Raw genomic sequence first — 24,250 nt, 5'->3', positions numbered from 1 at the left:
GTTCAAATTTCAATGTTATAGTGAAGTGACTTTAAATTTTTGAGTTTCAGCTTTGAAAAAAACTTTACTTGCCCTTAGTTTGAGCTTGAGTACAGCAATCAGTTCTGCAGAAGACTTTAGCTCATTTATTGCACCACAATTTGAAGTGCCTGAAATTGGTGGTGGCATAGGGCTGATTGATCAACAAAAAGAAAAAATGATCGGTGAAAAAGTTTTTCGCGAAGTTCAGCATCAACTTCCCACTCTTCAAGACCCATGGCTTGAGGACCAATTCATGATGGTTTTTACCCGAATTTTGAGCCAGACCCAACTTGGGCAACCTATTGGTTTAATTGTGGTCAGAGATCCTCAAATTAATGCTTTTGCTGTGCCCGGGGGTTTATTTGCATTGAACAGTGGCATGGTGACATCGTCAAAAAATATGGATGAAGTTGCAGGTGTTATGGCGCATGAAGTTGCACATGTGGCACAACGTCATTACAGTCGATCACAAGAAGCTTTTAAAGGGCAGGGTTTATTGGCGCTTGCAGGTATTATTGTTGGTGCTGCTTTAGCGGCTAAGTCGGATGGTGATGTCGGCGGTGCGGTGATGCTAGGTACTCAAGCAGCTCTAATGGATAAGCAGTTAAGTTATAGTCGAAATCAAGAGCGTGAAGCAGACCGTATTGGTATGCAATTTATGTACAGTGCAGGTTATAACCCAGAAAGTATGGCTGACTTTTTTGAAGTGATGCATAGAACAACGAGTCGGTTGAGCTTTTTACCTGATTTTTGGCTCACTCACCCACTCACAACAGAGCGTATGAGTGAAGCACGATTACGTGCTAATCAATTTCCAAAAGTACCTTTTAGTAATACTCAGTCCGATTTTGATATTATTAAATGGTATACCGCAGTGATTTCCAATCAAGCCAATGAACGTCAATTACAAGTTTTAGCATCACAAAAAAATTATGCAGGTTTAGTGGCTCTAAGTAAATTTTATTTGATGCAAGGTGATTTTACTCAAGCACAGCAACAATTAGATTTGGCAAAAAAAATAAATGCTGAGCACAACTTAATCAATATAATCCAGGCAGATATTTATTTGGATCAGAATAAGATAGATGATGCTTATCAGATGATGGTGAATAAACAGCGAACGATGCCAGAAAATCGAGCTTTGAGTTATAAAATGGCTGAAGTATTAATACGCCAAAATAAACCAGAAGAAGCAGATAAACTTGTTCATCGCTTTATCAATAAGAATGATAGAGATTTGATGGGTTGGCAGCTATTACAGCAGGCAGCAAATTTAGACAAAAATAATCCAATGCGTACAGTGAATGTTTTACGTAATCGGGCAGAAGTGGAGTATTGGTCTGGTGCGGAAGAAAATGCGATTAAATCTTTATTACATGCGCAACGATTAGCAAAAGGCAATGTTGCGATGACTGCAAAAGTCGATTCTCGTTTAAAAGTGATGCAAGATGAGCATCGCGCTAAAATTTAGACTTGATGATTTAATGTTGTATTGTGAAAATAAGGATGGATTCATTTTTATGCAAGATATTTATTGAAGAGGAACAATAATGAAAAAAATCATATTAATTTTACTGAGTGTTTTAAGCTGTACTTATGGTTTAGCAGAGCCTTCAAAACAAAAAGATCATAGTCAAATCACAAAGATGACGGATGATGAATTAAATAATCGTTTAAATAAACTGAATGAAAATTATGAATTACAAATGCAATTACTTTTAGAAGGACTTGATCAAACTGGGCATGTGAATGCAGTACAGAATGAAAAAGCTTGTTTAATTCTTCAAAATTTTATTAATGAGTTTTATGGTTATTTAGATCAATACAGACCGATGTTTGAAACTGAAATTAAAAATTATAATCGGGAACAATTTGTTGCGGCAGTCGATCAGCTTCGTAATTTTAAAATTGCAAAAAGTGTTGGAGTGAAGTGCCAATTTAAATAGTTTTTATAGTGGAGTAAATGATTGAAATAAAAATTAACTATCTATTATTGTTAGAAAAAGATAATCTTATTTGTAAATTTATTGGTGGAATTTTTGAATCAGCATGAAAAAAATCATAATCTCCTTGGTGATGTTACTGAGTTCAGTGCAGACATTTTCAGCTGAAATTCCAGAACGTTATGTACGTGATGTAGAAAAAATTTCAAATCAATATAATGCAGATATGAAAAACTTTCTGAGAAGTCTAAATCCACAAATTACACAGTTTGATGCACAACAACAGGCTCAATTTTGTAATATTGTGGTTCAATATGTAGATTCGATGTATAAAACGACAGATCAAAATAGACAGTATTTGCCTTTATCTATTCAGTCATTAACAAAGCAGGATGTAATTGATAAAGTAATGCTTTCTCCAGAAATGCAAATTCTAAAGAAATATAATATTCAGTGTAAATTACAATGATGTAGAGAAAAAAATAAAAAATTCTAAAAAATGAAATATTTGTTTTAATAAAATTTTTGAGTTTTCTGTGATATTTGGGCTATTTAATATATTAAAGGATCATTAAATAGACCAAATCAAACATGGATAATAAAGATACTATTTCGGGCTTATGCGAGTTTTGCTTTAATTTTCGCAGAAACTTGTGCAGGATCGGCACGTCCGGCTATGATCGGACGTAGAGAATTCATCACCTTACCCATATCTTTAATGCTAGTAGCTTGTTGAGCAAGAATAGTTTGCTCAATCATGGAATCAAGTTCTTCCTCAGTCATAGCTGCTGGTAGAAATTGAGAAATAATCTCAAGTTCGGCTTGTTCCTTACTAGCTAAGTCTTGTCGATTAGCGCCTTCATAGGCTTTAATCGATTCTTTACGTTGTTTGATTTGCTTTTCAATGACCGCAAGAACTCGACTTTCATCAAGCTCTATACGCTCATCGATTTCAATTTGTTTAATTGCTGCTTGTAGACCACGCAGAACCGTTACTGTTGCCATATCTTTGGCACGCATAGATGTTTTCAATGCATCAGCAATTTGGTTTTTTAAAGTCGTCATCTATTTTATCCAAGCAGTCAATTGGTCACAAATTAATTTTAGTAAAGGCGAGTAGTACGTACAGATTCACGCGCCAATTTCTTTTGGTAGCGTTTAACTGCAGCAGCTTTTTTACGTTTACGTTCTTGAGTCGGTTTTTCGTAAAATTCACGTTTACGAACATCAGCTAAAACGCCTGCTTTTTCGCATGAACGTTTGAAACGACGGATAGCTACGTCTACTGGCTCGCCTTCTTTCAATTTAACTTGTGGCATGAAGAATCCTCTAGTTTATGGATAAGACTTAGCGCACGATTGCACCAAGTCACAAGTGAAGCTCAGTATTTTACTCATTTACATCTCATACCACAAGTCTATAATAGCTTTGGCAATATTTTGATACGGGTAAAAGGCAGTTTAATGATCGTTCTCGGCTTAGAAACTTCTTGTGATGAAACAGGTTTGGCACTTTATGACAGTGAAGTCGGCTTAAGAGGACAGGTACTGTATAGCCAAATTAAATTACATGCAGAATACGGTGGTGTTGTTCCTGAGTTAGCATCACGTGATCATGTGAGGAAATTGATTCCTTTAATGAATCAATTGCTTGAAGAAAGTCAAATTAAAAAATCTGAAATCGATGCGATTGCATATACACGTGGTCCAGGCTTGATGGGTGCATTAATGACGGGAGCATTGTTTGGTCGAACACTGGCTTTTGCCTTAAATAAGCCTGCCATTGGTGTACATCATATGGAAGGTCATATGCTTGCACCTTTATTATCAGAAAATCCACCAGAATTTCCTTTTGTTGCTTTATTGGTCTCTGGTGGTCATACCCAATTGATGGCTGCTTATGGTATTGGGCAATATGAAATTTTGGGCGAATCGATTGATGATGCTGCGGGTGAGGCTTTTGATAAAGTCGCAAAAATGATGGGTTTACCTTATCCAGGTGGTCCAAATATCTCAAAACTTGCGCAACAAGGTGATGACAAAGCTTTTATATTTCCGCGTCCAATGTTGCATCAAGGTTTAGATTTTTCATTCAGTGGATTAAAAACTTCAGTTTCAAATCAATTAAAGAAAGTAGAAGGGCAAGGTCGTGAAGCCGATATTGCTGCCTCTTTCCAAGAAGCATTAGTGGATACTCTAGTGAAAAAATCTGTGAAAGCACTCAAGCAAACAGGTTTAAAACGTTTAGTGATTGCAGGTGGTGTCAGTGCGAATCAGTGTTTGCGCGAGCGTTTAGAAGCTGATTTAGCTAAAATTAAAGCACAAGTTTATTATGCAGAACCTGCTTTATGTACAGATAATGGTGCGATGATTGCTTTTGCAGGTTATCAGCGTTTAAAAGCAGGAGAGCAGGACGGTTTATCTGTCACGACGACACCACGTTGGCCAATGACGGAATTGACTAATCCTGAGCAAGTTTAAAATTGAATTATTTTGAAAGAGGCGAAAGCCTCTTTTTTTATTGATAAAACCTTAATTTTCATTATCTTTTATCTCTCTTAGCTACATTTAAACAAATAGAAAAGCTTTTACCATGTGCAAATTATAAAAATGAATGAAATTTGATTGGAAAGATTATCTAGTCATATTTGCCTTTTCTGTCTTTATTCTAGAAAGTTATCTATTAACAATTATGCTTTGAATAATCTATGCTATTTGGAGATTTTTATGTTGAATTATTGTGTTGCTCTTACATATCAGGCATGCTGAAAACAAAGAAAATCAAGGAAAAATAATGACTGATCAAAATGACAAGCAAGAACTATTAAATTTTTACCAACCTTTTTTTAAAGGTGTTCAGTTACCTTATGATCTCCTTGAGATTCATAATATTCCTGATGGGGCAAAGCAGGGACATTTTATCGAGTTTCGATATGGTGGTTTTGGTTCAGAATTATCCGCACATCCTACAGAAAAAAACCAATTTTATGCATTAACAGATCGTGGTCCAAATACGACTTATGACGTTAATCATGATCATGGGAAAATATTTTTAAATCCAAGTTATACGCCACGTATTGGGTTATTTAAACTTGAGGCGAATGGCACAATCACTAAAATACAAGAAATTTTATTAAAGAATCCAGAAGGTCAATATATTACAGGATTGCCGAATCAACATTTTGGTGCAACCAAAGAAATTGCTTATGATCAAAATTTACAAGTTCTCAAAGAAGGAACAGATGAATTTGGTTTGGATTCAGAAGGATTTACAGCATTAAAAGATGGAACATTCTGGGTGAGTGATGAATATGGACCACATATTGTACATTTTGATGAAAATGGTGTGGAAATAGATCGTATCAATGCGTATGAGCAAGATCATCGTCGAAAGTCAGGCTATTTACTCCCTGCGGAATATGCAAACCGACGTCAAAATCGTGGGATGGAAGGTTTAAGTATTACGCCTGATCATAAAAATTTAGTCGGGATAATGCAGTCTACCATGAGTAATCCTGATGCATCTGTGACCAAATCAGATTTGGTTAGAATTGTGATGCTTCATTTGGAAACTCAAGCGATTTCCCAATATTTGTATAAGCAAGAAGGGGGGGCACAAGCTTATTCAAATACCGCGATTACCGCATTAAACTCAAACAGCTTTTTAGTGGCTGAACGAGACGATGATTTTTATAAAGATAATCCTCAGGCCTTTAAACGAATTTATAAAATTAATTTAAATGATGCTACTGATTTGGAAAGTGTTATTGAATCAGATCAAATAAAACAAGATGCTAAGATAGGTTTAACGATTGATGGGCAAAGCATAGAGCAGTATGTGTTGAGTGCGGGATGGGAAGGATTGGCTGAACACGGTATTTTCCCGGTCAGCAAAACGTTGGTTATTGATTTGGTGGAAAGATTGCAATATCCACATGACAAAGTTGAAGGACTTTGGGTGATTGATGATCAGCACTTGGCTGTCATTAATGATGATGATTATGGATTTTCTGAAACCGATGGTGTGTTAGAACAGAAATATTTAGATCAAGATAAAACCATCATTGATACAAATACGCTTTATATCATTGATGGTTTGGACTTAAAGCCCATCCCTTAAATGTGTTGGAAAATAAAAGAGGCAGAGACCTCTTTTATTTTTGCGAGTAAATATACAACGTAAAGCTAATCAACGATTTGCATAGAGTCTTTTTATTTCACATTGCTTTTAAACGTTCTGAACCAATCCAATGTTTTGAAAATTGATAGGCAGCACGCCCTGAACGTTGCCCACGAGCTTGACACCATCTTAAGGCTTCAGCACGTATTTCTGCATTAAAAGGCATATTTTCTTTTACTAAATAATGTTCAACGATTTCTAAATAGAGATTTTGATCCATTGGGTAAAATGACAACCAAAGCCCAAAACGGTCAGATAAAGAAATCTTTTCCTCAACTGCTTCTTGAGGATGTAACTCTGTATATTGTGGAACATCGACACGGGTTACAGGGGTATTTTCATGCATAAATTCGGGTAATAAATGACGGCGATTACTGGTTGCATAAATAATAAAATTACTTGAACCTGATTGTAGTGAGCCATCTAATACGCTTTTTAAACTACGATAATTCTCATCTTCCGCATTAAAAGCTAAATCATCACAATATACGATAAATTTTTCAGTACGATCTTTAATTAGCTTTTGAATTTCAGGTAAATCTGATAAATCGTCACGTTCTATTTCAATTAAACGTAATCCTTGATCTACATATTTCGTTAGTAGCGAACGGACAATTGAAGATTTTCCAGTACCACGTGAACCTGTGAGCAAAATATCATTGGCAGGAAGCCCATGCAAAAACTGTTCTGTATTTTGTAGGATTTTATTGACTTGTCTTTCTATGCCTTTTAAATCATCCAAATGCATCGCTTTAGGCTGATAAATGGGTTTGAGTTGTTTGTCTTGCCATCTAAAGGCAGGTGCAGAAAAATCCGTTTCTTGCTTAGGTTCTGGTAACATTTGGTGTAATTGTTCAAGAACAACGGATAAAGATTTGATTAAATGATCAGGTAAATCAAGGGTCGCCATATCTGTTCGCTGAGTGTTTACTTTATGATTTGAATATTAGCACTAGAAATACAGCATGTCCTTGGTTTCAGCATAACAATTGATGATAAAAGTCAGTAAATAGTTTCGTTGTGCGATTGATTATCTGTATATTATTTAGCATAGTCTAGGCAAATAATATTCAATCCATTGGATGAGAGTCAAAGGAAAGAGGCATATATGATGTTAGATTTCACCCGTGATCTTAATCCACACCAAGCATATCGTATAAAAAAATTAAAACGTCAGTTACGAAAAGCTGAATCTTATGAAGAGTGGAAATCTACCGCTTTAAAATTAGATGAAGAAAGTGGGGCGCAGGAGTGGAAGTATGACAATAGCTCTCCTTATTTTGATGCCGAAATTATTTCCCACCGTCTTAATATGATTCGCCGCTATCGACATCAACATCGAACAGCTGATCTGATTTATATATTACGTGAAGGCTTTAGTCATGATGTCGCTAATATTGGTCATCCGCTATTATTCACACATACGTATTTTGGCACTAAAAAAATTATTGAAGATTATATTGATGAAGTCAGTAAAGCTTTGGCTTATATCGCTTCATCAAGCTGTGAAACATTAACGCTAAAAGATAAATTGGAGTTTTTTGAGAACTGTCAAAAAGTGTATGGTCAGCCTGCATTAATGTTCTCTGGTGGGGCTACACTCGGATTGTTTCATAGTGGTGTGTGCAAGGCATTGATGGAACAGGATTTGATGCCTAAAGTCTTATCAGGTTCAAGTGCTGGTGCAATTATGACAGGGATGTTGGGTGTTGCAGACCCTAGTGAAATACCGAATTTGCTAACAGGTGATCATTTTTATAGTGATGCTTTTCATTTCAGAACCTTAAGTGAACTGATGAAAGGCAATGGTGGCTTTGCAGACGTTAAATATTTAAGAAAATTTCTGATTGAAAATTTAGGTGATGTCACTTTTGCTGAAGCCTTTGAAAAATCAGGTTTGGATATTAATGTGACTGTTGCACCGTATGATGTATCACAAGAAGATGCACGGATCATGAATAAATACACCTCACCTGATTTATTGGTGTGGAGTGCCGTTTTAGCGTCGTGTGCAGTGCCTATTTTATTCCCACCTGTACGTTTAACCAGTAAGCGGTATGATGGCGTACATACGCCGTATTTGGCGAATACGCGTTGGGTTGATGGAAGTGTACGAAGTGATTTCCCTCAGGAGCGCATGTCACGCTTATATAATTTAAATTACACCATCGCTAGTCAAGTGAATCCGCATATCGTGCCTTTTATGCAAAGCGATGAAGAGCGTTTTAGAAAAGATCTATTTAGTTGGCCTGAACGTATTGTACGGATGCAAGGTAAGCTTGCAGCAATGGGGGTGATGGATTTTACTCGTGATCGTATGGGACGCGTACCTTCAATTCGACGTTTACTTGATCATGGATATGGTGTTGTTGATCAGCGTTATTATGGTGATGTGAATATTGTTGGAAATTATAGTTTGCGTCATTATGGCTATATGTTACAAAACCCGCGTCCTCATTTATTCAAGTTGTTACAACGCGAAGGTGAGCAAGCAACGTGGCCTAAAATTTCCTCTATAGAAACACATGCACGCATTGGTAAAACCATTGAACACTGCCTTGAAGTGTTAAAATTACCCAAGTTAAAAGTTGAAGCTTCTGGGCAATATGCAACAGTCTGATTTTATATTTCAGTTTGATGCCGCATGTAATTCGTTAAACAGCCAAAGTTTTGGTCGTCGTCTCTATTTACTCAAAGAAGATGACCAAAAGCATTGGTTGAAAATGCAAATGAGGGGTATAGATGCCGAAAGAGAGCATAGCTTCTTACATGAAATTGATATTTATACGCAAATCAATGCGTGTATAAAACCGAATCAGAATATTTTACTAAACTTCAAAATATTTAATCCACATCACACATTTAAATTGCCTGTGGACATACTTCCTCAGGCATTATCCCTTCAAGATTCCAACGTACTTTTTTCTCAAATACCCGATCAGCTCAGTAATTCAGAGTTATTGAATCTATTTTGGCAAAGTTTAACTGTCCTCGAGAATTTACATCAGATGGGTTATTTACATGGTGATTTGAAAGTAGAACATTTTCGTCGGCAAGGCAATCAAGTTGCATTAATCGATTTTGAGCAAACGTGTTTGATTGAACACGCTGTAAATATGCGAAACTCAGCAACGCCACGCTATATGGCACCTGAATTATTTCATGCAAAAGCAAAATCTATTCAATCTGATCTTTATGCGCTTGGAATTATTTGGTTGGAATGGCTGACTCAACAACGATTACAAGGAAAAAGTTATATTGATTGGGCATATTTACATTGTCAGCACTTAAATATTGAACTATTAACGCAATATCAATATTTAAAACCTGTTTTAGAGCAGATGTTGATGAAGAAGAAAGAGCAACGTTGTGCAAATATTAGTGAAATAAAACAAAGATTAAGTGATTTTGTATAAAGAAAAAGCAGTAAATATTGGATTTGTTTTATATTTAGTCAAACGAGTATCTTTTTAATAAAAAGGACTTGTCAGGATGTAATGATCTCTATAATATACACAGCCATTGGGGACGTGGCGAAATTGGTAGACGCACTGGATTTAGGTTCCAGCGCCGCAAGGTGTGAGAGTTCGAGTCTCTCCGTCCCCACCAAGTTTTTAATTAAGTGGTACTAAAACTTAATTAAATGCGATAGAGGATTGGTGTAATGGTAGCATGACGGTCTCCAAAACCGTTCGTCAAGGTTCGAGTCCTTGATCCTCTGCCAAGTTTTATAAAAAACCACTTTAGTGGTTTTTTTATTCGGGGACGTGGCGAAATTGGTAGACGCACTGGATTTAGGTTCCAGCGCCGCAAGGTGTGAGAGTTCGAGTCTCTCCGTCCCCACCATATATTGAAAAGAAGGCAAGATGAAAATCTTGTCTTTTTTTTGCTTTAAATTTAACAATAAAAATTTTAGGCATTACTCTTTTGACTAATGCCTATTTTGAAATCTACTCAAATTTTAGAATAGAAAAAATATTTGATTAAGCTTTTAAGTGATCTTCAAACTCTTCACCTAACTGTACTGCCAGTGAGTTTCCTGCGAGATCACATGTGACAAGACCATACTCTTTCTTGAAACTAAACGTAAATCCTTTATTGTCAGTTAAAGTTTTGACTGAATAACCTAATTTTTCTAACCAGATACGAAATGCGATTAAATTTTTTGCCTTAACAACTTTTTTCACAGAAGATCTCCTTAATTCCTGCCCTTAAAAATTAATAGGGATGATCATTAAATTTTTAAAGGGGGCGAACAACAAATTAATTTTTTTATATCAATTTTTGATCAATTGCGAAAGATGGGCTTTTGTATGTGAATGTAAAAATGGGTTAATGATGTAAGTGGGAAAATAAGATGTGTTTATTATAAATTTGTAAGATGTTGAATTTATTTATAAATATTTTAGGTAAATACTTTGTATTTAGCGTGATGTAAGTGAATTCACTCCCTAATTAAATTGCAAAGAAATATTTGCATATAAAGTAGCCATACTGAATTTACTGTACAAGTGTAACTAAATATGTCAAATTTATTTAATATATCATTTATCGATCAATTTTCTAGCAAACATTCTTTTCAAGAAATTTAAGGATGTCTGAATGGAGCTGTATTGGGTTAGGGTTAAGAGTGAGTAAAGGCGATGACTCTTATGTAAATTAGACCGCTCGATTGGGTATTTATTGAATGAAATTAAGCTTTTCTCACATCGCGCTTTTTAATTGTCTTTGAAGAGAAGGGTGAATAATTGGCACTTATGCAATAAATTTTTAAAAAGCTAAATATCAGTTCATTATTGATACCTAGCTTACTTAAGTAAATTGGCTTACTAAAAGTTATCTTTGAGTTGTCGAATTCTTGCAAACTCTTCGGCGCTTTCAACTCTTAAAAATGGGTTGGTTTCTAATTCAAGTTCAATGCTGCTCGGTAAAGTAATTTCACCACGATCACGTTGTAATTGGATCTGTTCAGCACGATTTCGAATCGCAATATTATCTGGCTCTATGTGTAAGGCAAATTTTGCATTTGAAAGGGTGTATTCATGGGTACAATATACTTTGGTTCGTGGAGGTAGTGCCGCTAAGCGATTCAACGAATGGTAGAATTGTTCAGCTGTTCCTTCAAACATTCGCCCACAGCCCATTGCAAATAATGTGTCACCACAGAATACGCTGTCTAAAGCATCAATAAAATACACAATATGCCCAAGGGTATGACCAGGGACGGCAATAATTTCAACTTTTAAATGATGAAACTCAAAATGATCATCGTGTTGTAATGGATGAGTCAGAAAAGGGATATGACTCAGTTCTTCACGTGGTCCATAAACAGGAATTTGTTGTTCAGCAATAAGGTCAGGAACACCGCCAATATGATCTTTATGCCAATGTGTCAGCCAAATTTGTTTTAACTGGAGTTGATTTTCCTGACAGTAAGCTTTAACTAAATGTGCTTCAGTTGGGTCAATTGCAATCACATCATGTGTTGATGTTTCTTCAATGAGCCAAATGTAGTTTTGTAGTTGATTCTTAACGTCAATGACATGAATTTTAAACATAATCTTTTAAATCCATTTTGATATATGATTAAAGTGTATTTAAGTTGGTCATAGAATGCTAGCGTTGATTTTATATGCAACAACTGAATTATTATAGAAAGTAAGTATTATGAAATATATTTTAAATATTAATAAATTATTGGATTAATTGATATTTATTTAGTCGTTGGAAATATATTCAATTAGATTGTGTTTTCCTTGCTATTAAAACATAAATGTAAATAATAACGAATCTCATTTATATTAAGATTCGGTTGATGCAATATTCGCGTACAACATTGGCATGTTCAATTTATTTGGTTTTATCTACTGTACATGCGGAATCTATTCAAAATGAGGTGCAAGCACATCGCTCTGTATCTTTAATACCGATTGTTGTGCAAGCTGATAAAACCGATGAGGTAGGCACAACGACATATAGTAAAGAACAATTAGAAAACACGCCAAACGCTCAAAAAACCATGACTGATTTTCTAAAGATTAATCCGAATGTGCAGTTTTCAAATACTGTGATGGAAGGTGGTAAACAAGGGGAAATCTCAGGTGCTGAAATTAGCATTAACGGTGCATTGGCTTATGAAAATAAATTATTACTCAATAATGTCAGTTTAAATAACTTAATAAACCCAGCGAGTGGCAATCAGGATTATAACACGACAGATTTAAGTGGTTCTTCTGCAACTACGACTGTAAATACGCATTTGATTTGCGAGTTGGAGGTGCTCGACAGTAATGTCAGTGCTGAATATGGTGAGTTTACAGGTGGTGTTGTTAAAGCAAAAACATGCGCACCTAAAACTCAGGTTGGTAAAATACATGGACAGATGAGCTATGACTATACTTCAAGTGACTGGACCAACTTTAGTCATGTTACAGAAGGTGAATTAGAAGAATATGACGATGACAATAAACAATATCAAAAAGATTTTGTTAAACAAGGTCTATCAGCATCTTTGTATGGTCGTGTAACGGATCGAGTAGGTATAAGTTTAGGGCTCGCTAAACGTTGGTCTGATATTGATTTAAAGTCAGACTTACTTACTGTCGAAAATGCCAATCAAAAACGTGAAAATGATAATGTAAATTTAAATGTTTATGCAGATTTAAGTGATCAGCATAAATTAAGAGTCGGCTTACAATTTCAGAATGATCAAAAAGATTTAGAACAAGCCAATAATTTAAATAGTGGGAAGCAAGTTAATAGTAAGAATGCAGCATTGGATGTCGAACTGGTTTCACAGTTTCAGAAAGCAAAAATTACCCAGTCTTTAGTCTATCAACAACAAAAAATGCTAAATGAGTCAGATAGTGATGCCTTGGTGTCATGGAAAAGCTCGCCTGATAAAGATTGGTCAAGTACAAATACTGCTGTAGAAGGTGGGTATGGAACACGATCTCAGCAACTGGATGTTTTAGAATATAAAATAAAATCAGAATTTACACCGTTTCATTTCGAGAATTTAGAGCATAAAGTCACTGTCGGGGCTGGCTATGGTAATTACACAGCAGATTGGCAACGTCCAGATTCAGTTTATTCCTACTTTTTACCTTCGGGTGTTGGTCTTGCTGGAACGAGCTCATGTTTAAATGCTCAGGGTGATGTCGATCCCTATTGTGATTTAAGCTATAACGATGGCAAAGGTCAGTTTCATATTCAACGTGATGTATTTGGTGCAGGTAAAATTGATGTTAGTCAGGATCGTGCGCATCTTTTTCTAGAAGACCGCATGAACTGGAACAACCTTCTGAAAGCGAATATTGGTTTACGTGCAGATTATGATAGCTTGAATGGTCAGACGAATTTGGCACCGCGAAGTTCATTTATTTATCAACCCTTTAAAGATAGCCGTCTTGCATTTACAGCAGGGTGGAATCGTTATTATGCCAATAATCTTTTTACTTACAAATTACTGGATGGGGTCAATCAATTAAATTCTCGTGAGAAGCGCAGTAGTGTGAAAGATGATTGGACGTTTGTATCTGCAAGCACCAATAATGTGCAACGTAGCGAGCTTGATACACCATATACCAATGAAACGGTATTTGCTGTGAATGGTCGAATTGGGTTGTTTGATGCACAGTTAAAATATGTGAATCGTGATAATAAAGATCAAATCCGTAAAAAACGCATTTCATTTACACCAATTACAGATGAATATGATAATTATGGTATGAGTGAGGCAAATATTTATACATTCAGCATTGCAAATCATCACCCAATCGAATTCTTATCTACACAAAATCGTTTCCAATTGGGTTTGGACTATAGCGATATCACACGTAATTTTACTGATTATGATAACAACAGTTATAACTCACTCACTTATCAGCAATATATTTTATATCAGGGCGATATTATTGATGAATCGCTACGCCCAGCAGAAAATTTCGCTCGTCCATGGTCTGCACGATTAAGTTGGGATATTCAACATAACTATTTACCTTTAAAAATCAGTCATTTATTTTGTTATCGCTCGAATTATGATGCGATGGTTTCATCAACAATTCCTTTTGCAAATCGTCCGATTGCACCCAATGGTGATGCGATAAAAACAGCTTATAACGCCACACGAATTGACGGTAGTTTCACATGGGATATGCGCACGACTTATGATATTGCTTTAGCAAAAGAAAACAAATTAATACTTGGTTTAACCATCAATAATTTAACCAATCAAGATAATAAATATACTCAAAGTAATAGTAATTATCTGTATTCAGAATCAGGTCGTCAATTTATTGCAGACATCACATTTAAGTTTTAATTAGCGTGGAAATTAAATCATGAAACACTTAAAAGCCTCATTGCTCATCTGTTCATTGTTGAGCATAAGTGCTTGTTCGACAATACAACATGACAAAGTAAAAGCACCCGAATTAGTGAAACATCATCTATGTAAAGTAAATACAAATATTGAGCGTAATCCTATTCCCAAAACACCAAATAATATGAGCTTACCTAATTTTGGACAAGGTGTGATTGGTTGGGCGACAGGGCAAGAAGGTGCTAAAACTCGGCTGGAAAGTATTAAAAAATCAGATTTGAAAGCGATTCAAATTAAAGGCACAACTTTGGATATGGTAAAAGAATGGCAGGCTTTTTATGAAAATGAAGTAGTTCGTAATCCGTGTAATCCTACAGCGCCATATCGTGCACAATTGATGAAAAAAATTGCTCAGTTATGGGTTGAATAAGCCTGTGGTATATAAGTTTTAAATTTTTGTTTATACAAACAAGATAAGGAATTCGTCAGTACATTTTAGTAAGGTATTTCCTCATCTGATTTAAATAGAAGTGAATCATTTTAAGGGTTCATTTCTATTGATTTGACTGATTTAGTGAAATCAAAGAAGTGAGTTGTTAAAAAAACACGAACAAGATATCCTCAAAAAACATCATAAATCATCTGTATGATGATCAATAAAATATAGCAAAATATTGACGATCCTAAAAACACAGCAATGGTATGCATGCTCTATGAGCCAATTCCCTTTAGTTCATCCCATTCCACCTGTTATCAATCAGTCTCAATTGTCTGATTTGTCACCTGAGGAATTAGCAGGTTGTGAAGAATGCGATACGGTATATCGTAAAGTTCCGCTTGCTTCAGGTGAGCGTGCATATTGTGTATGTTGTGGTGCAGAACTTTATCGGCAAAGTAAACCGTTCACAGTACTTTTGGCTTTAGCTATTACGGCACTGATCGTTTTTGCGATTTCGAATAGCTTTCCAATTGTGAAAGTTGAATTACAAGGTCATGACTCACAAACCACATTATTAGGTGCAGCATGGGCAATGTTTCATGCTGACCGAGCTTTTGTTGGCGTATTGATATTAATAACCACATTCGTTGTGCCACTCATGGATTTACTTTTACTGATTTATGTACTTTCATCCATCAGTTTATTTAAAACAAAACCTAAATATCTTGTTATTGCCCTTCGTATTATTTTCTTGTTTAGAACATGGGGAATGATTGAGGTTTTTTTAATTGGAGTTTTAGTAACATTGGTGAAGCTCGCAGGAATGGTGGTTGTGATTCCGGGGATTGCATTGTGGTCATTCGCTGTATTGAGCTTGTTACTGGTTTATATCGCATCAGTCAAAGTTAAGGATATTTGGGACGAAATTGATAGGTATAGTCATGAAAAATCATGATGTAACAACGGTATTTTCAAAATATCCAAGAGCGACTGATTTATCATTGGTGCTTTGTCATTGTTGTGGCTTATTAAATCAAGAATCGGTCTTAACTGAAAGTGATCAAAAAAAATCGTATTGTTCAAGATGCCGTACGATATTACATCAACGTAAGCCTAAAAGTTTAGACCGAACAGTAGCACTGATGATTGCAGCAAGTATTTTATATATTCCTGCCAATGTTCTGCCCATGACAATCACAGACTCTCTTTTAGGTCATCAGCAAGATACGATTATGAGTGGTGTGATTTACTTTTGGCAAAGTGGTGATTATTTTGTTTCGAGTGTCATTTTCATGGCGAGTATTTTTATTCCCATGTTGAAACTATTTATTTTATGTTTTTTAGTGATGGCAGTAAAAATGCAATCATCAAAGCGTTGGAATTTTTTACCAGAACATTGTGCAATGCTTTATCGTGTGGTTGAATTTATCGGAAGATGGTCAATGATTGATGTATTTGTGGTTGCTTTACTTACTGCACTGATTCAAATTCAATCTTTAGCGACGATTTTAGCAGGACCGGGTTCAGTTGCTTTTGGTGCAGTTGTGGTTTTGACGATGTTAGCTTCATTGAGTTTTGATCCACGGATTATTTGGGATAACTATTATTCAGCTCAAGCCAAAGATGATAAAAATTCATCTTCTAATACAAGTACCCGTATTATTCAAACAGGGCATACTCCTTTGAATAATGATTTTTCCAATTCTAGCCAATAAAGAATAATGCGTATGTCTGAAAATAAAACAAATAATGAGCATTCAGATTCAGATCATGATGAGACAAACTCGACCACAGTAAATCAGCACGTTTTGCCAGAACCTGAAAAAAAGAAAGGCAAATGGAGACCCTCATTCATTTGGCTGATTCCACTGATTGCTTTTTTAATTGCTTTGTCACTGGCAGTGAAAACTTTTATGGATACTGGGCCAACCATTAATGTTTCTTTTAAAACGGCAGATGGTTTGGTTGCAGGAAAAACTACAGTTAAATTTAAACAAGTGGATATTGGCTTAGTACGGAAAATTGGATTTTCGGAAGATCATTCTCATGTCATGGTTAAAATTGAACTGCGCAAAGATGCCAGTAATTTTGCTACAAAAGATTCTCGTTTTTGGGTGGTGCGACCACGTATAGGTACAGGGGGTGTATCGGGTATTGATACATTATTGTCAGGTTCTTATATCGAAGTGGATGGTGGAAAAGCACAAGAAAAACAAGATGAATTTAAAGGTTTAGAAGTTCCTCCTGTGATTGCCTCAGATGTACCGGGAAAAGTATTCTTTTTAACAGCAGGAGATTTGGGTTCTTTGGATGTGGGCTCTCCCATTTATTACCGTCGAATTAATGTGGGGCAAATCACCGCTTATAAACTGGCGAATGATGGTAAAACTGTGGAATTGCAAACCTTTATCCAATCGCCATACGATAAATTTGTGACAACAGATGCACGCTTTTGGCAAGCGAGTGGTGTTGATGTCAGTTTAAATGCTTCTGGATTTAGCTTAAATACCCAGTCTCTCGCCAGTATTATTGCAGGGGGAATAGCATTCGGTTATCCCGAAAATTCAAATGCTGCTGTAGCCACGAATCAAAGTCATTTTAATCTTTGGAGCTCAAAAACAGATGCACTCAAAGTGCCTGATGGAAAAGCACATCCAATTGTGATGTATTTTGATCAATCATTGCGGGGATTGGCAGCAGGTGCACCGATTGATTTCATGGGGATTGAAATTGGGGATGTTAAATCGATTAATGTCGAATTTGATGCAAATTACACGCAACTACGTATGCGTGTTGATGCTGTAATTTATCCATCTCGTTTAGCCCAAGGAAAAGAATTAGACCCTGATGGTTCTATTTTTAAACGTTTCATTCAAAATGGATGGCGTGCACAAGTCAGAACAGGGAATCTATTAACAGGGCAAAATTATATTGCCTTTGATAAGTTTCCTAAAGCAAAACCTGCTGTGTTAAAAATGCGTGGTGATGGAAAAACAGAAGTGCCAACGACACAAACCGAGTTGAGTGGATTGCAAGCTCAGGTTTCACAAATCGCGGATAAATTAACCAAATTTCCATTGGTAGAGATTGGGCAAGACGTTCGTAAAACTTTAAATAATATGAATACGACAATTGAAACTACAGATAAATTAGTGAAGCAGTTAGATACTAAGGTTGCACCGGGTATGCAAGCAACGCTTGAAGATGTACGTAAAACAATGCGTTCAACTGAGTCTATTCTATCCAGTGATGCGCCTTTGCAACAAGATGTACGCCGTGCATTACAACAAATGACACGTGCTGCAGCATCCTTACAGCTCATGTCAGATTATATTGAACAACATCCAGAATCATTAATCCGTGGGAAATCAGTTGAGGAAGAAAATGGTCAATAAAAAAAGTAATTTGAATTTCTCACAGATTTTTTCATTCCGTAGACTTGGGTGGAGTGGGTTGTCGGTGCTTTTGTTAGGTTTAACAGCATGCTCAAGTTCGACTACACCGAATTATTATACATTGGCACCAAAAATTGCTCCTTTAGTTAATGGTACAAATATACGGGTGATTGAAGTGATGCCCGTTGGTTTGCCTGATCGTTTAGATCGTGCACCATTGGTACTACAAGAAATGAGTGGTAAGTCAAATGTGCTGGATAATGAGCGTTGGACATCAACACTAGGTGCTGAGCTGAGAGATGGTTTATCTGCGGGTTTACAGCAAAAATTAGGGGCGGTAGATCGTTATAATAGTGGAATGACGGGTGGGCAAATCTCTTATCGAATTTCTGCTGATTTTTCTCGTTTTGATATTGTTGAACATGCCAGTCCCCAATCTTTAAAGGGGGATGTGAATCGTGATGTTGATGTTACAGTCGCTTGGACGATTAAAGTCGATGATCCGAATCGACCATTAACTCAAACAAAGACATCCAATTCGCCATTAAGTTGCAGAATGGCCTTTAGTACACCTGTAACGAAGGATGGTAATAAAATACAAAATGTAGTGGGTGCGTCTCGTCAGTCACTTAGTCGGGTGATTGAGGCTGTTAGTGCATCAGTCATTGTAGTAGAAGCTAAAAAAACAGTCATTGCACAAAATGTGGTCTGTTCTTAATGATTTAACACCTAGTATTTTAAGAGACGTTGTGTTCTAAATACTTCTCTTCAAAAGCTTTTGCATAAGTCAGCGTTTAATCAACATTTATTTCGCAATAGGTTCCTCCTTTCCTTTTTTAAGGAAAGGACTAGGGAGAGGATTATCCTTAAGGTTCACCCTTATCCTAACCATCTCCCAAAAGGAGAAGGAAAATTCAATATTAATCAAATATGATTTCACTTATATAATTTTGTTTATTTTTTGACCTTTGCGAGGAGATCTAAGTTTTATTAAAGAAGACATTAAAAAGCTTTATGCTTGAAGCCACATGTGATTGTAATTATATATTTAATAATCAGTAATATAAGTATCATATAAAAACTAAAATTAAACTGTGATTGAAAATACGACAATATGTGTCGTTTGAAGGAGAAAGACTTATTCTATTTTTCAAAAATACATATATACTCAAATTAAAATGATATAATACAAAGATTTGAATAAAATTAAATAACTCAATCCGTCAGACTTAAAAGCAATTTTACATTCTAAACATGCCAATGTGTATTACCTCGAATATTGTCGAGTCATGTAAAAAGATGGTCGAATTTTATATTTGACCGAAGCCAAAAATGAAAACCAATATTGGAATATTCCCATTGCCGATACTACGGTGATCATGCTCGGCACAGGGACATCGATTACTCAAGCCGCCCATGCGGATGCTCGCCAGTGCAGGCGTATTGGTTGGTTTTTGTGGTGGAGGTGGGGCGCCACTGTTTATGGGTAGTGAAATTGAATGGATAACCCCACAAAGTAAATATCGCTCAACGGAGTACATACGTTCACTGCCATATAAACAGCCATAAGTATGAAATTCATGTAAAGACAGATAAAAGTTATCAACTCAAGCAAATAACTCTATAATAGTGCCCATCATTACATGACGAGAGTCAATTATTGATTACAAACATTGGATCAATAGTTATAGCTCGCGTCGCTTTTTTAAGTCAATTTCTTATCCGCTATTCGGCTTATGTTTTAATATTTTAAATTTTATGTGTGCCTGCAGACACATAAGAACATTTAGGTGCCCGCATGGAAATCAAGGTCAATTATCTCGACAATCTTCGAGTTGAAGCCAAATTCGATGACTTCACGGTAATCGCCGATCAACCCATTCGCTACAAAGGCGATGGTTCAGCGCCGGGACCATTTGACTATTTTCTCGCTTCATCAGCACTCTGTGCAGCTTATTTTGTCAAAGTGTACTGTGCCGCGCGTGATATTCCGACTGATAACATTCGTCTTTCACAGAACAATATTGTCGACCCTGAAAACCGCTATAAACAAATTTTTAAAATTCAGATTGAATTACCATCTGATATTTCTGATAAAGATCGTCAAGGTATTTTACGCTCGATCGACCGTTGTACTGTAAAAAAAGTAGTACAGACAGGTCCAGAATTTGTCATTGAAGCTGTTGAAAGTATCGATGCAGATGCACAAGCTTTGCTGATGCCAAGTTTAGCTTCAGAAAATACTACATATATACAAGGTAAAGATTTACCGCTTGAAGAAACCATTGCCAATATGTCAGGTATTTTGGCAGGTTTAGGCATGAAGATTGAAATCGCTTCATGGCGTAATATTGTACCAAATGTGTGGTCTTTACATATTCGTGATGCACAATCTCCCATGTGTTTTACCAACGGTAAAGGCTCAACCAAAGAAAGTGCTTTAGCATCAGCTTTAGGTGAGTTCATTGAGCGTTTGAATTGTAATTTTTTCTATAATGATCAGTTTTGGGGTCAAGATATTGCCCATGCTGAATTTGTACATTATCCAGATGAAAAATGGTTTAAGCCTGGTGCGGAAGGTGCGTTACCCACTGAAATTCTAGACGAATATTGCTTAGAAATTTATAATCCAGAAGATGAGTTACTCGGTACGCATTTGTATGACACCAATTCAGGTAATACGGAGCGTGGTATTTGTTCATTACCTTTTGTACGTCAATCTGATGGTGAAACCGTATACTTTCCATCTAATTTAATTGAAAACTTATATTTATCTAATGGGATGAGTGCGGGTAATACCTTGGCGGAAGCACAGGTACAGTGCTTATCTGAAATTTTTGAACGTGCAGTAAAGCGTGAAATTTTAGAAGGTGAAATCACACTGCCAGACGTACCACAAGAGGTTTTGGCGAAATATCCAAGTATCGTAGAAGGGATTAAAGGTCTAGAAGAACAAGGTTTCCCAGTCTTAGTGAAAGATGCATCATTAGGTGGAAAATATCCTGTGATGTGTGTGACGTTAATGAACCCACGTACAGGCGGTGTATTTGCTTCATTTGGTGCACATCCAAAATTAGAAGTAGCGTTAGAGCGTAGTTTGACTGAATTGTTACAAGGTCGTAGTTTTGAAGGTCTAAACGATTTACCAAAACCAACATTTAGCAGTAATGCAGTGACTGAACCCAATAATTTTGTTGAACATTTTATTGATTCTAGTGGTGTAGTGTCATGGCGTTTTTTCAGTGATCAGGCTGATCATGAGTTTGTAGAGTGGGATTTTACCAGTCAAGGTGAAAATGCCAACGCTGATGAAGCTGCAACGATGTTCGGTATTCTTAAAGAAATGGGCAAAGAAGTTTATATGGCTGTATATCAACATTTAGGCGCAACGGCTTGTCGTATCTTAGTTCCAGGCTATTCAGAAATTTATCTTGTGGAAGATTTGGTTTGGGATAATACCAACAAAGCCTTATTATTCCGTGAAGATATCTTGAATTTACATCGCTTAGATGAAGAACAGCTAGAAGCTTTGCTTGAACGCCTTGAAGAAGTTGAAGTGGATGATTACACAGATATTAGTACTTTAATTGGTATTGAATTTGATGATAATACTGTTTGGGGTCAATTGACCATTCTGGAATTAAAGCTTTTAATTTATCTGGCATTACAGGAATTTGAAGAAGCGAAGGAACTTGTGGAAACATTCCTGCAATATAATACCAATACAGTGGAACGTGGTTTGTTCTATCAGGCATTGAATGTTGTTCTGGAAGTGGAGCTTGATGATGAGATGGACTTGAATGATTATGAAGTCAATTTCCGCCGTATGTTTGGTGATGAGCGAATGGATGCCGTGATTGGTTCTATGGATGGCAGTATTCGTTTCCATGGTTTAACTGAAACAAGTATGAAACTTGAAGGTTTGGATCGTCATTTACGCTTGATTGATAGCTATAAGAAGCTGCATAAAGCGCGTGAGAAGTTTGCGAATTTATCGAGTTAAGTTTTGATGATGTAAATTTAAATAAAAAAGCCAGCGATTATGCTGGCTTTTTTATTTTTGTATTTGACATAGTACTAGATATTCGAATGACTCATGTTAGAACTCATTGAAAGTGTCTATATTCTTACCAATAAAAATGTCTGGTTTATGATGGTTTTTATCATCATGGACTGGATATAGATGCTAATCACTATGTCTGATAAAGAAATTTAATTAAAATAGTTCACGAAACCTCTTAGTCTTTCTGGCTATTTGGCAAGGATTTATGCTTCATTATGTGTTAATCAGGTTTATTACCCAAATAAACCAACGATTCAAATTAACGGAATGTTGGCTTAAATAGGATTCAGGTTGATTTAAGTTAAATTTCGATCAAATTGTCAGCAAAGATAATATATTTGCATTCTCATCTGACAAATTATAACGATAAGGCTTAGAAATCCGATAACATATCTGTATGTAACAATGAATGTTTCAAAAGAAGGACAGCTGATGCAACGTGTGGCGATAAATGGATTCGGACGAATCGGGCGTAATGTATTACGGGCTTGGTTTGAAAATCCAAAGAACTTTCATTTTGAAATCGTTGCAATTAATGATATTGCAGATGTTGAAACACTGGTTCATTTATTTAAATACGATACCACACATGGTCGATTTCAAGGCAAGGTCAATGTCATTCAAGAAAATGAACAGATCTATATGCACATTGAAGCAGGATTATCCCAATTAAAAGTACAAATCCTACGTGTGGAAGACCCAGAACAATTACCATGGAAAACATTAGATATTGATCTTGTACTTGAATGTACAGGTTTATTCCGTTCTAGAGTTGCTGCGACCAAACATATTACAGCAGGGGCGAAGCGGGTCATTATTGGTGCTGCACCATTTGATACTGTAGATGCTGCTATTGTTTATGGTGTGAATCATCATGATGTCAAAGCGACAGATCAAATTATTTCAGGTGTGTCATGTACGACACAAGCACTTGTTCCTTTAGTCAAAGTTATAGATGATGCGTTTGGTATTGATACAGCTTTAATGACCGAAATTCATGCTGTAACAGCAGATCAATCAGTTCTAGATCATGCGCATCGAGATTTACGTCGCGCACGTGCGTCGGGTCATAATATTATCCCAACGACATCTTCAGCATTGGGTGCTTTAAAACAAGTCATGCCAAAAATGGAAGATCGCATTGATGGTTATTCAATACGTGTACCCACAATTAATGTTGCTGCCATTGATTTAACGTTTATTTCTCAAGCTCCGATTACAGCACATTTATTAAATGAAAAATTGATTCACGCAGCAAAATTTGATTATGCTGAAATTATGTCAGTAACTGATGAGGCGCTTGTTTCAAGTGATTTTAATCACTCACCTTATTCTTTAATTGTAGATTTAACTCAGACAATGGTCGTAGGTCGTCAAGCAAAGGTATTTGCTTGGTATGATAATGAGTGGGGTTATGCCAACCGTTTACTTGATTTATCAGAATCATTTTATTTTTAACATATAGATTTATCATCAATTTTAAATATTTATAAAATAAAGTATAGAAGGGAAATTATATGACATTTGTATTGTTGGGTATTGTCTTGCTCTATGTTGCAATCATTTTTTTAGTTTGGCAATTGGGCAAATTGAGTAAAGAAAATAAAGATTCGCTACTGATGATTCAAGATCAAGAAACGAAAATTGCGGCACAAGAAGATCATTTGAAAAAGACCTTAGAAATTATGCAAGATTTAGCAAAGAAAATGCATATCCAACAAGAAGTCTTAGATCAAACCACAGCAAGATTGAATCAAGTTGAATTTCAAAATGCTGAATTGGTTCGAATTTTACAAAACCAACAATCTTCACATTAACATCTAATTATTTTGAAAAAAACGAAGATCATCTATTTATCTTCGTTGTTTTTTTATTCGCGATGATGTA

Annotated in this window: 21 protein-coding genes, 3 tRNA genes and 1 pseudogene; 20 read left to right on the top strand and 5 right to left on the bottom strand. The window is 36.0% G+C overall.

The genetic code is table 11. The features are described from left to right. The first annotated feature begins 52 nt into the window (after positions 1–52). The 3 genes from B9T35_RS05300 to B9T35_RS05290 all read left to right on the top strand — a co-directional run bounded on the left by B9T35_RS05300 (position 53) and on the right by B9T35_RS05290 (position 2,433). Positions 53–1,492: a M48 family metalloprotease gene (locus tag B9T35_RS05300; protein ID WP_086190079.1), complete on the top strand. Its 1,440-nt coding sequence runs from the start codon at positions 53–55 to the stop codon at positions 1,490–1,492. Positions 1,493–1,571: 79 nt separating this feature from the next. Beyond that, positions 1,572–1,967 carry a hypothetical protein gene (locus B9T35_RS05295; protein ID WP_086190078.1) on the top strand — a complete coding sequence of 132 codons (396 nt, stop codon included), beginning with the start codon at positions 1,572–1,574 and terminating at the stop codon, positions 1,965–1,967. A 103-nt stretch (positions 1,968–2,070) separates the two neighbouring features. Beyond that, the gene (locus B9T35_RS05290) at positions 2,071–2,433 is read left to right on the top strand and encodes a hypothetical protein (RefSeq protein WP_086190077.1); all 363 of its coding nucleotides are present in this window, start codon (positions 2,071–2,073) and stop codon (positions 2,431–2,433) included. 149 nt (positions 2,434–2,582) lie between these two features. On the opposite strand, the gene B9T35_RS05285 is transcribed toward B9T35_RS05290, so the two are convergent. Both B9T35_RS05285 and rpsU read right to left on the bottom strand, forming a co-directional pair. Next, positions 2,583–3,029: a GatB/YqeY domain-containing protein gene (locus B9T35_RS05285; RefSeq protein ID WP_086190076.1), complete on the bottom strand. Its 447-nt coding sequence runs from the start codon at positions 3,027–3,029 to the stop codon at positions 2,583–2,585. A 38-nt stretch (positions 3,030–3,067) separates the two neighbouring features. Continuing rightward, positions 3,068–3,283 (bottom strand): 30S ribosomal protein S21, encoded by a 216-nt coding sequence (gene rpsU, locus B9T35_RS05280; RefSeq protein WP_001136722.1) that lies wholly within the window; start codon positions 3,281–3,283, stop codon positions 3,068–3,070. 144 nt (positions 3,284–3,427) lie between these two features. Between rpsU and tsaD the strand changes: the two genes are divergently transcribed. Together tsaD and B9T35_RS05270 are read left to right on the top strand one after the other, a co-directional pair. Further along, the gene (gene tsaD, locus B9T35_RS05275; protein ID WP_086190075.1) at positions 3,428–4,444 is read left to right on the top strand and encodes a tRNA (adenosine(37)-N6)-threonylcarbamoyltransferase complex transferase subunit TsaD; all 1,017 of its coding nucleotides are present in this window, start codon (positions 3,428–3,430) and stop codon (positions 4,442–4,444) included. 313 nt (positions 4,445–4,757) lie between these two features. Beyond that, positions 4,758–6,083 (top strand): esterase-like activity of phytase family protein, encoded by a 1,326-nt coding sequence (locus tag B9T35_RS05270; RefSeq protein WP_086190074.1) that lies wholly within the window; start codon positions 4,758–4,760, stop codon positions 6,081–6,083. 97 nt (positions 6,084–6,180) lie between these two features. Here the strand turns inward: B9T35_RS05270 and B9T35_RS05265 are convergent, their stop codons facing one another. Beyond that, positions 6,181–7,053, bottom strand: a complete 873-nt coding sequence (locus tag B9T35_RS05265; RefSeq protein ID WP_086190073.1) for an ATP-binding protein — start codon at positions 7,051–7,053, stop codon at positions 6,181–6,183. 198 nt (positions 7,054–7,251) lie between these two features. On the opposite strand from B9T35_RS05265, the gene B9T35_RS05260 reads away from it, so the two are divergent. From B9T35_RS05260 to B9T35_RS05240, 5 genes are all read left to right on the top strand, one after another. After that, the gene (locus B9T35_RS05260; protein WP_086190072.1) at positions 7,252–8,763 is read left to right on the top strand and encodes a DUF3336 domain-containing protein; all 1,512 of its coding nucleotides are present in this window, start codon (positions 7,252–7,254) and stop codon (positions 8,761–8,763) included. Continuing rightward, on the top strand, positions 8,750–9,559 hold the full coding sequence (locus B9T35_RS05255; RefSeq protein WP_086190071.1) for a protein kinase domain-containing protein: 810 nt from the start codon (positions 8,750–8,752) through the stop codon (positions 9,557–9,559). Before B9T35_RS05260 ends, B9T35_RS05255 begins: the two co-directional genes overlap by 14 nt. Positions 9,560–9,667: 108 nt before the next feature. Next, positions 9,668–9,752, top strand: a tRNA-Leu gene (locus tag B9T35_RS05250). Between the two features lie 41 nt (positions 9,753–9,793). Next, positions 9,794–9,867 (top strand) — tRNA-Trp (locus B9T35_RS05245). A 37-nt stretch (positions 9,868–9,904) separates the two neighbouring features. Further along, positions 9,905–9,989: transfer RNA gene (locus tag B9T35_RS05240), tRNA-Leu, on the top strand. 137 nt (positions 9,990–10,126) lie between these two features. Here the strand turns inward: B9T35_RS05240 and B9T35_RS05235 are convergent. After that, the gene (locus tag B9T35_RS05235) at positions 10,127–10,330 is read right to left on the bottom strand and encodes a hypothetical protein (protein ID WP_086190070.1); all 204 of its coding nucleotides are present in this window, start codon (positions 10,328–10,330) and stop codon (positions 10,127–10,129) included. Positions 10,331–10,972: 642 nt separating this feature from the next. Further along, complete coding sequence (gloB, locus tag B9T35_RS05230; protein WP_086190069.1) at positions 10,973–11,704, bottom strand: hydroxyacylglutathione hydrolase; 732 nt, start codon at positions 11,702–11,704, stop codon at positions 10,973–10,975. A gap of 254 nt (positions 11,705–11,958) precedes the next feature. On the opposite strand from gloB, the gene B9T35_RS05225 reads away from it, so the two are divergent. From B9T35_RS05225 to B9T35_RS05180, 10 genes and pseudogenes are all read left to right on the top strand, one after another. Continuing rightward, complete coding sequence (locus B9T35_RS05225) at positions 11,959–14,466, top strand: TonB-dependent receptor plug domain-containing protein (protein ID WP_086190068.1); 2,508 nt, start codon at positions 11,959–11,961, stop codon at positions 14,464–14,466. A gap of 19 nt (positions 14,467–14,485) precedes the next feature. Further along, the gene (locus B9T35_RS05220) at positions 14,486–14,896 is read left to right on the top strand and encodes a DUF4951 domain-containing protein (RefSeq protein WP_086190067.1); all 411 of its coding nucleotides are present in this window, start codon (positions 14,486–14,488) and stop codon (positions 14,894–14,896) included. 346 nt (positions 14,897–15,242) lie between these two features. Then, positions 15,243–15,860: a paraquat-inducible protein A gene (locus B9T35_RS05215; RefSeq protein ID WP_416202421.1), complete on the top strand. Its 618-nt coding sequence runs from the start codon at positions 15,243–15,245 to the stop codon at positions 15,858–15,860. Beyond that, the gene (locus B9T35_RS05210) at positions 15,847–16,620 is read left to right on the top strand and encodes a paraquat-inducible protein A (RefSeq protein ID WP_086190065.1); all 774 of its coding nucleotides are present in this window, start codon (positions 15,847–15,849) and stop codon (positions 16,618–16,620) included. The genes B9T35_RS05215 and B9T35_RS05210 overlap by 14 nt, the downstream gene beginning before the upstream one ends. Before the next feature lie 6 nt (positions 16,621–16,626). Further along, complete coding sequence (locus tag B9T35_RS05205; protein WP_171264221.1) at positions 16,627–18,300, top strand: intermembrane transport protein PqiB; 1,674 nt, start codon at positions 16,627–16,629, stop codon at positions 18,298–18,300. Then, positions 18,290–19,018 carry a PqiC family protein gene (locus B9T35_RS05200; protein WP_086190063.1) on the top strand — a complete coding sequence of 243 codons (729 nt, stop codon included), beginning with the start codon at positions 18,290–18,292 and terminating at the stop codon, positions 19,016–19,018. Before B9T35_RS05205 ends, B9T35_RS05200 begins: the two co-directional genes overlap by 11 nt. Positions 19,019–19,538: 520 nt before the next feature. Continuing rightward, positions 19,539–19,845, top strand: a pseudogene (cas1f, locus tag B9T35_RS05195) (type I-F CRISPR-associated endonuclease Cas1f); the annotation flags it as partial. A 253-nt stretch (positions 19,846–20,098) separates the two neighbouring features. Continuing rightward, positions 20,099–22,303 (top strand): OsmC domain/YcaO domain-containing protein, encoded by a 2,205-nt coding sequence (locus tag B9T35_RS05190; RefSeq protein ID WP_086190062.1) that lies wholly within the window; start codon positions 20,099–20,101, stop codon positions 22,301–22,303. 492 nt (positions 22,304–22,795) lie between these two features. Continuing rightward, positions 22,796–23,821 (top strand): type I glyceraldehyde-3-phosphate dehydrogenase, encoded by a 1,026-nt coding sequence (locus B9T35_RS05185; RefSeq protein WP_086190320.1) that lies wholly within the window; start codon positions 22,796–22,798, stop codon positions 23,819–23,821. Positions 23,822–23,880: 59 nt separating this feature from the next. Continuing rightward, positions 23,881–24,180, top strand: coding sequence for a hypothetical protein (locus B9T35_RS05180; RefSeq protein WP_086190061.1), 300 nt, complete (start codon positions 23,881–23,883; stop codon positions 24,178–24,180). Positions 24,181–24,250: the final 70 nt, after the last annotated feature.

It is taken from the genome of Acinetobacter sp. ANC 3832 (genome assembly GCF_002135415.1).
GTDB lineage: Bacteria > Pseudomonadota > Gammaproteobacteria > Pseudomonadales > Moraxellaceae > Acinetobacter.
This window is presented reverse-complemented; position numbering and strand designations above follow the sequence as displayed.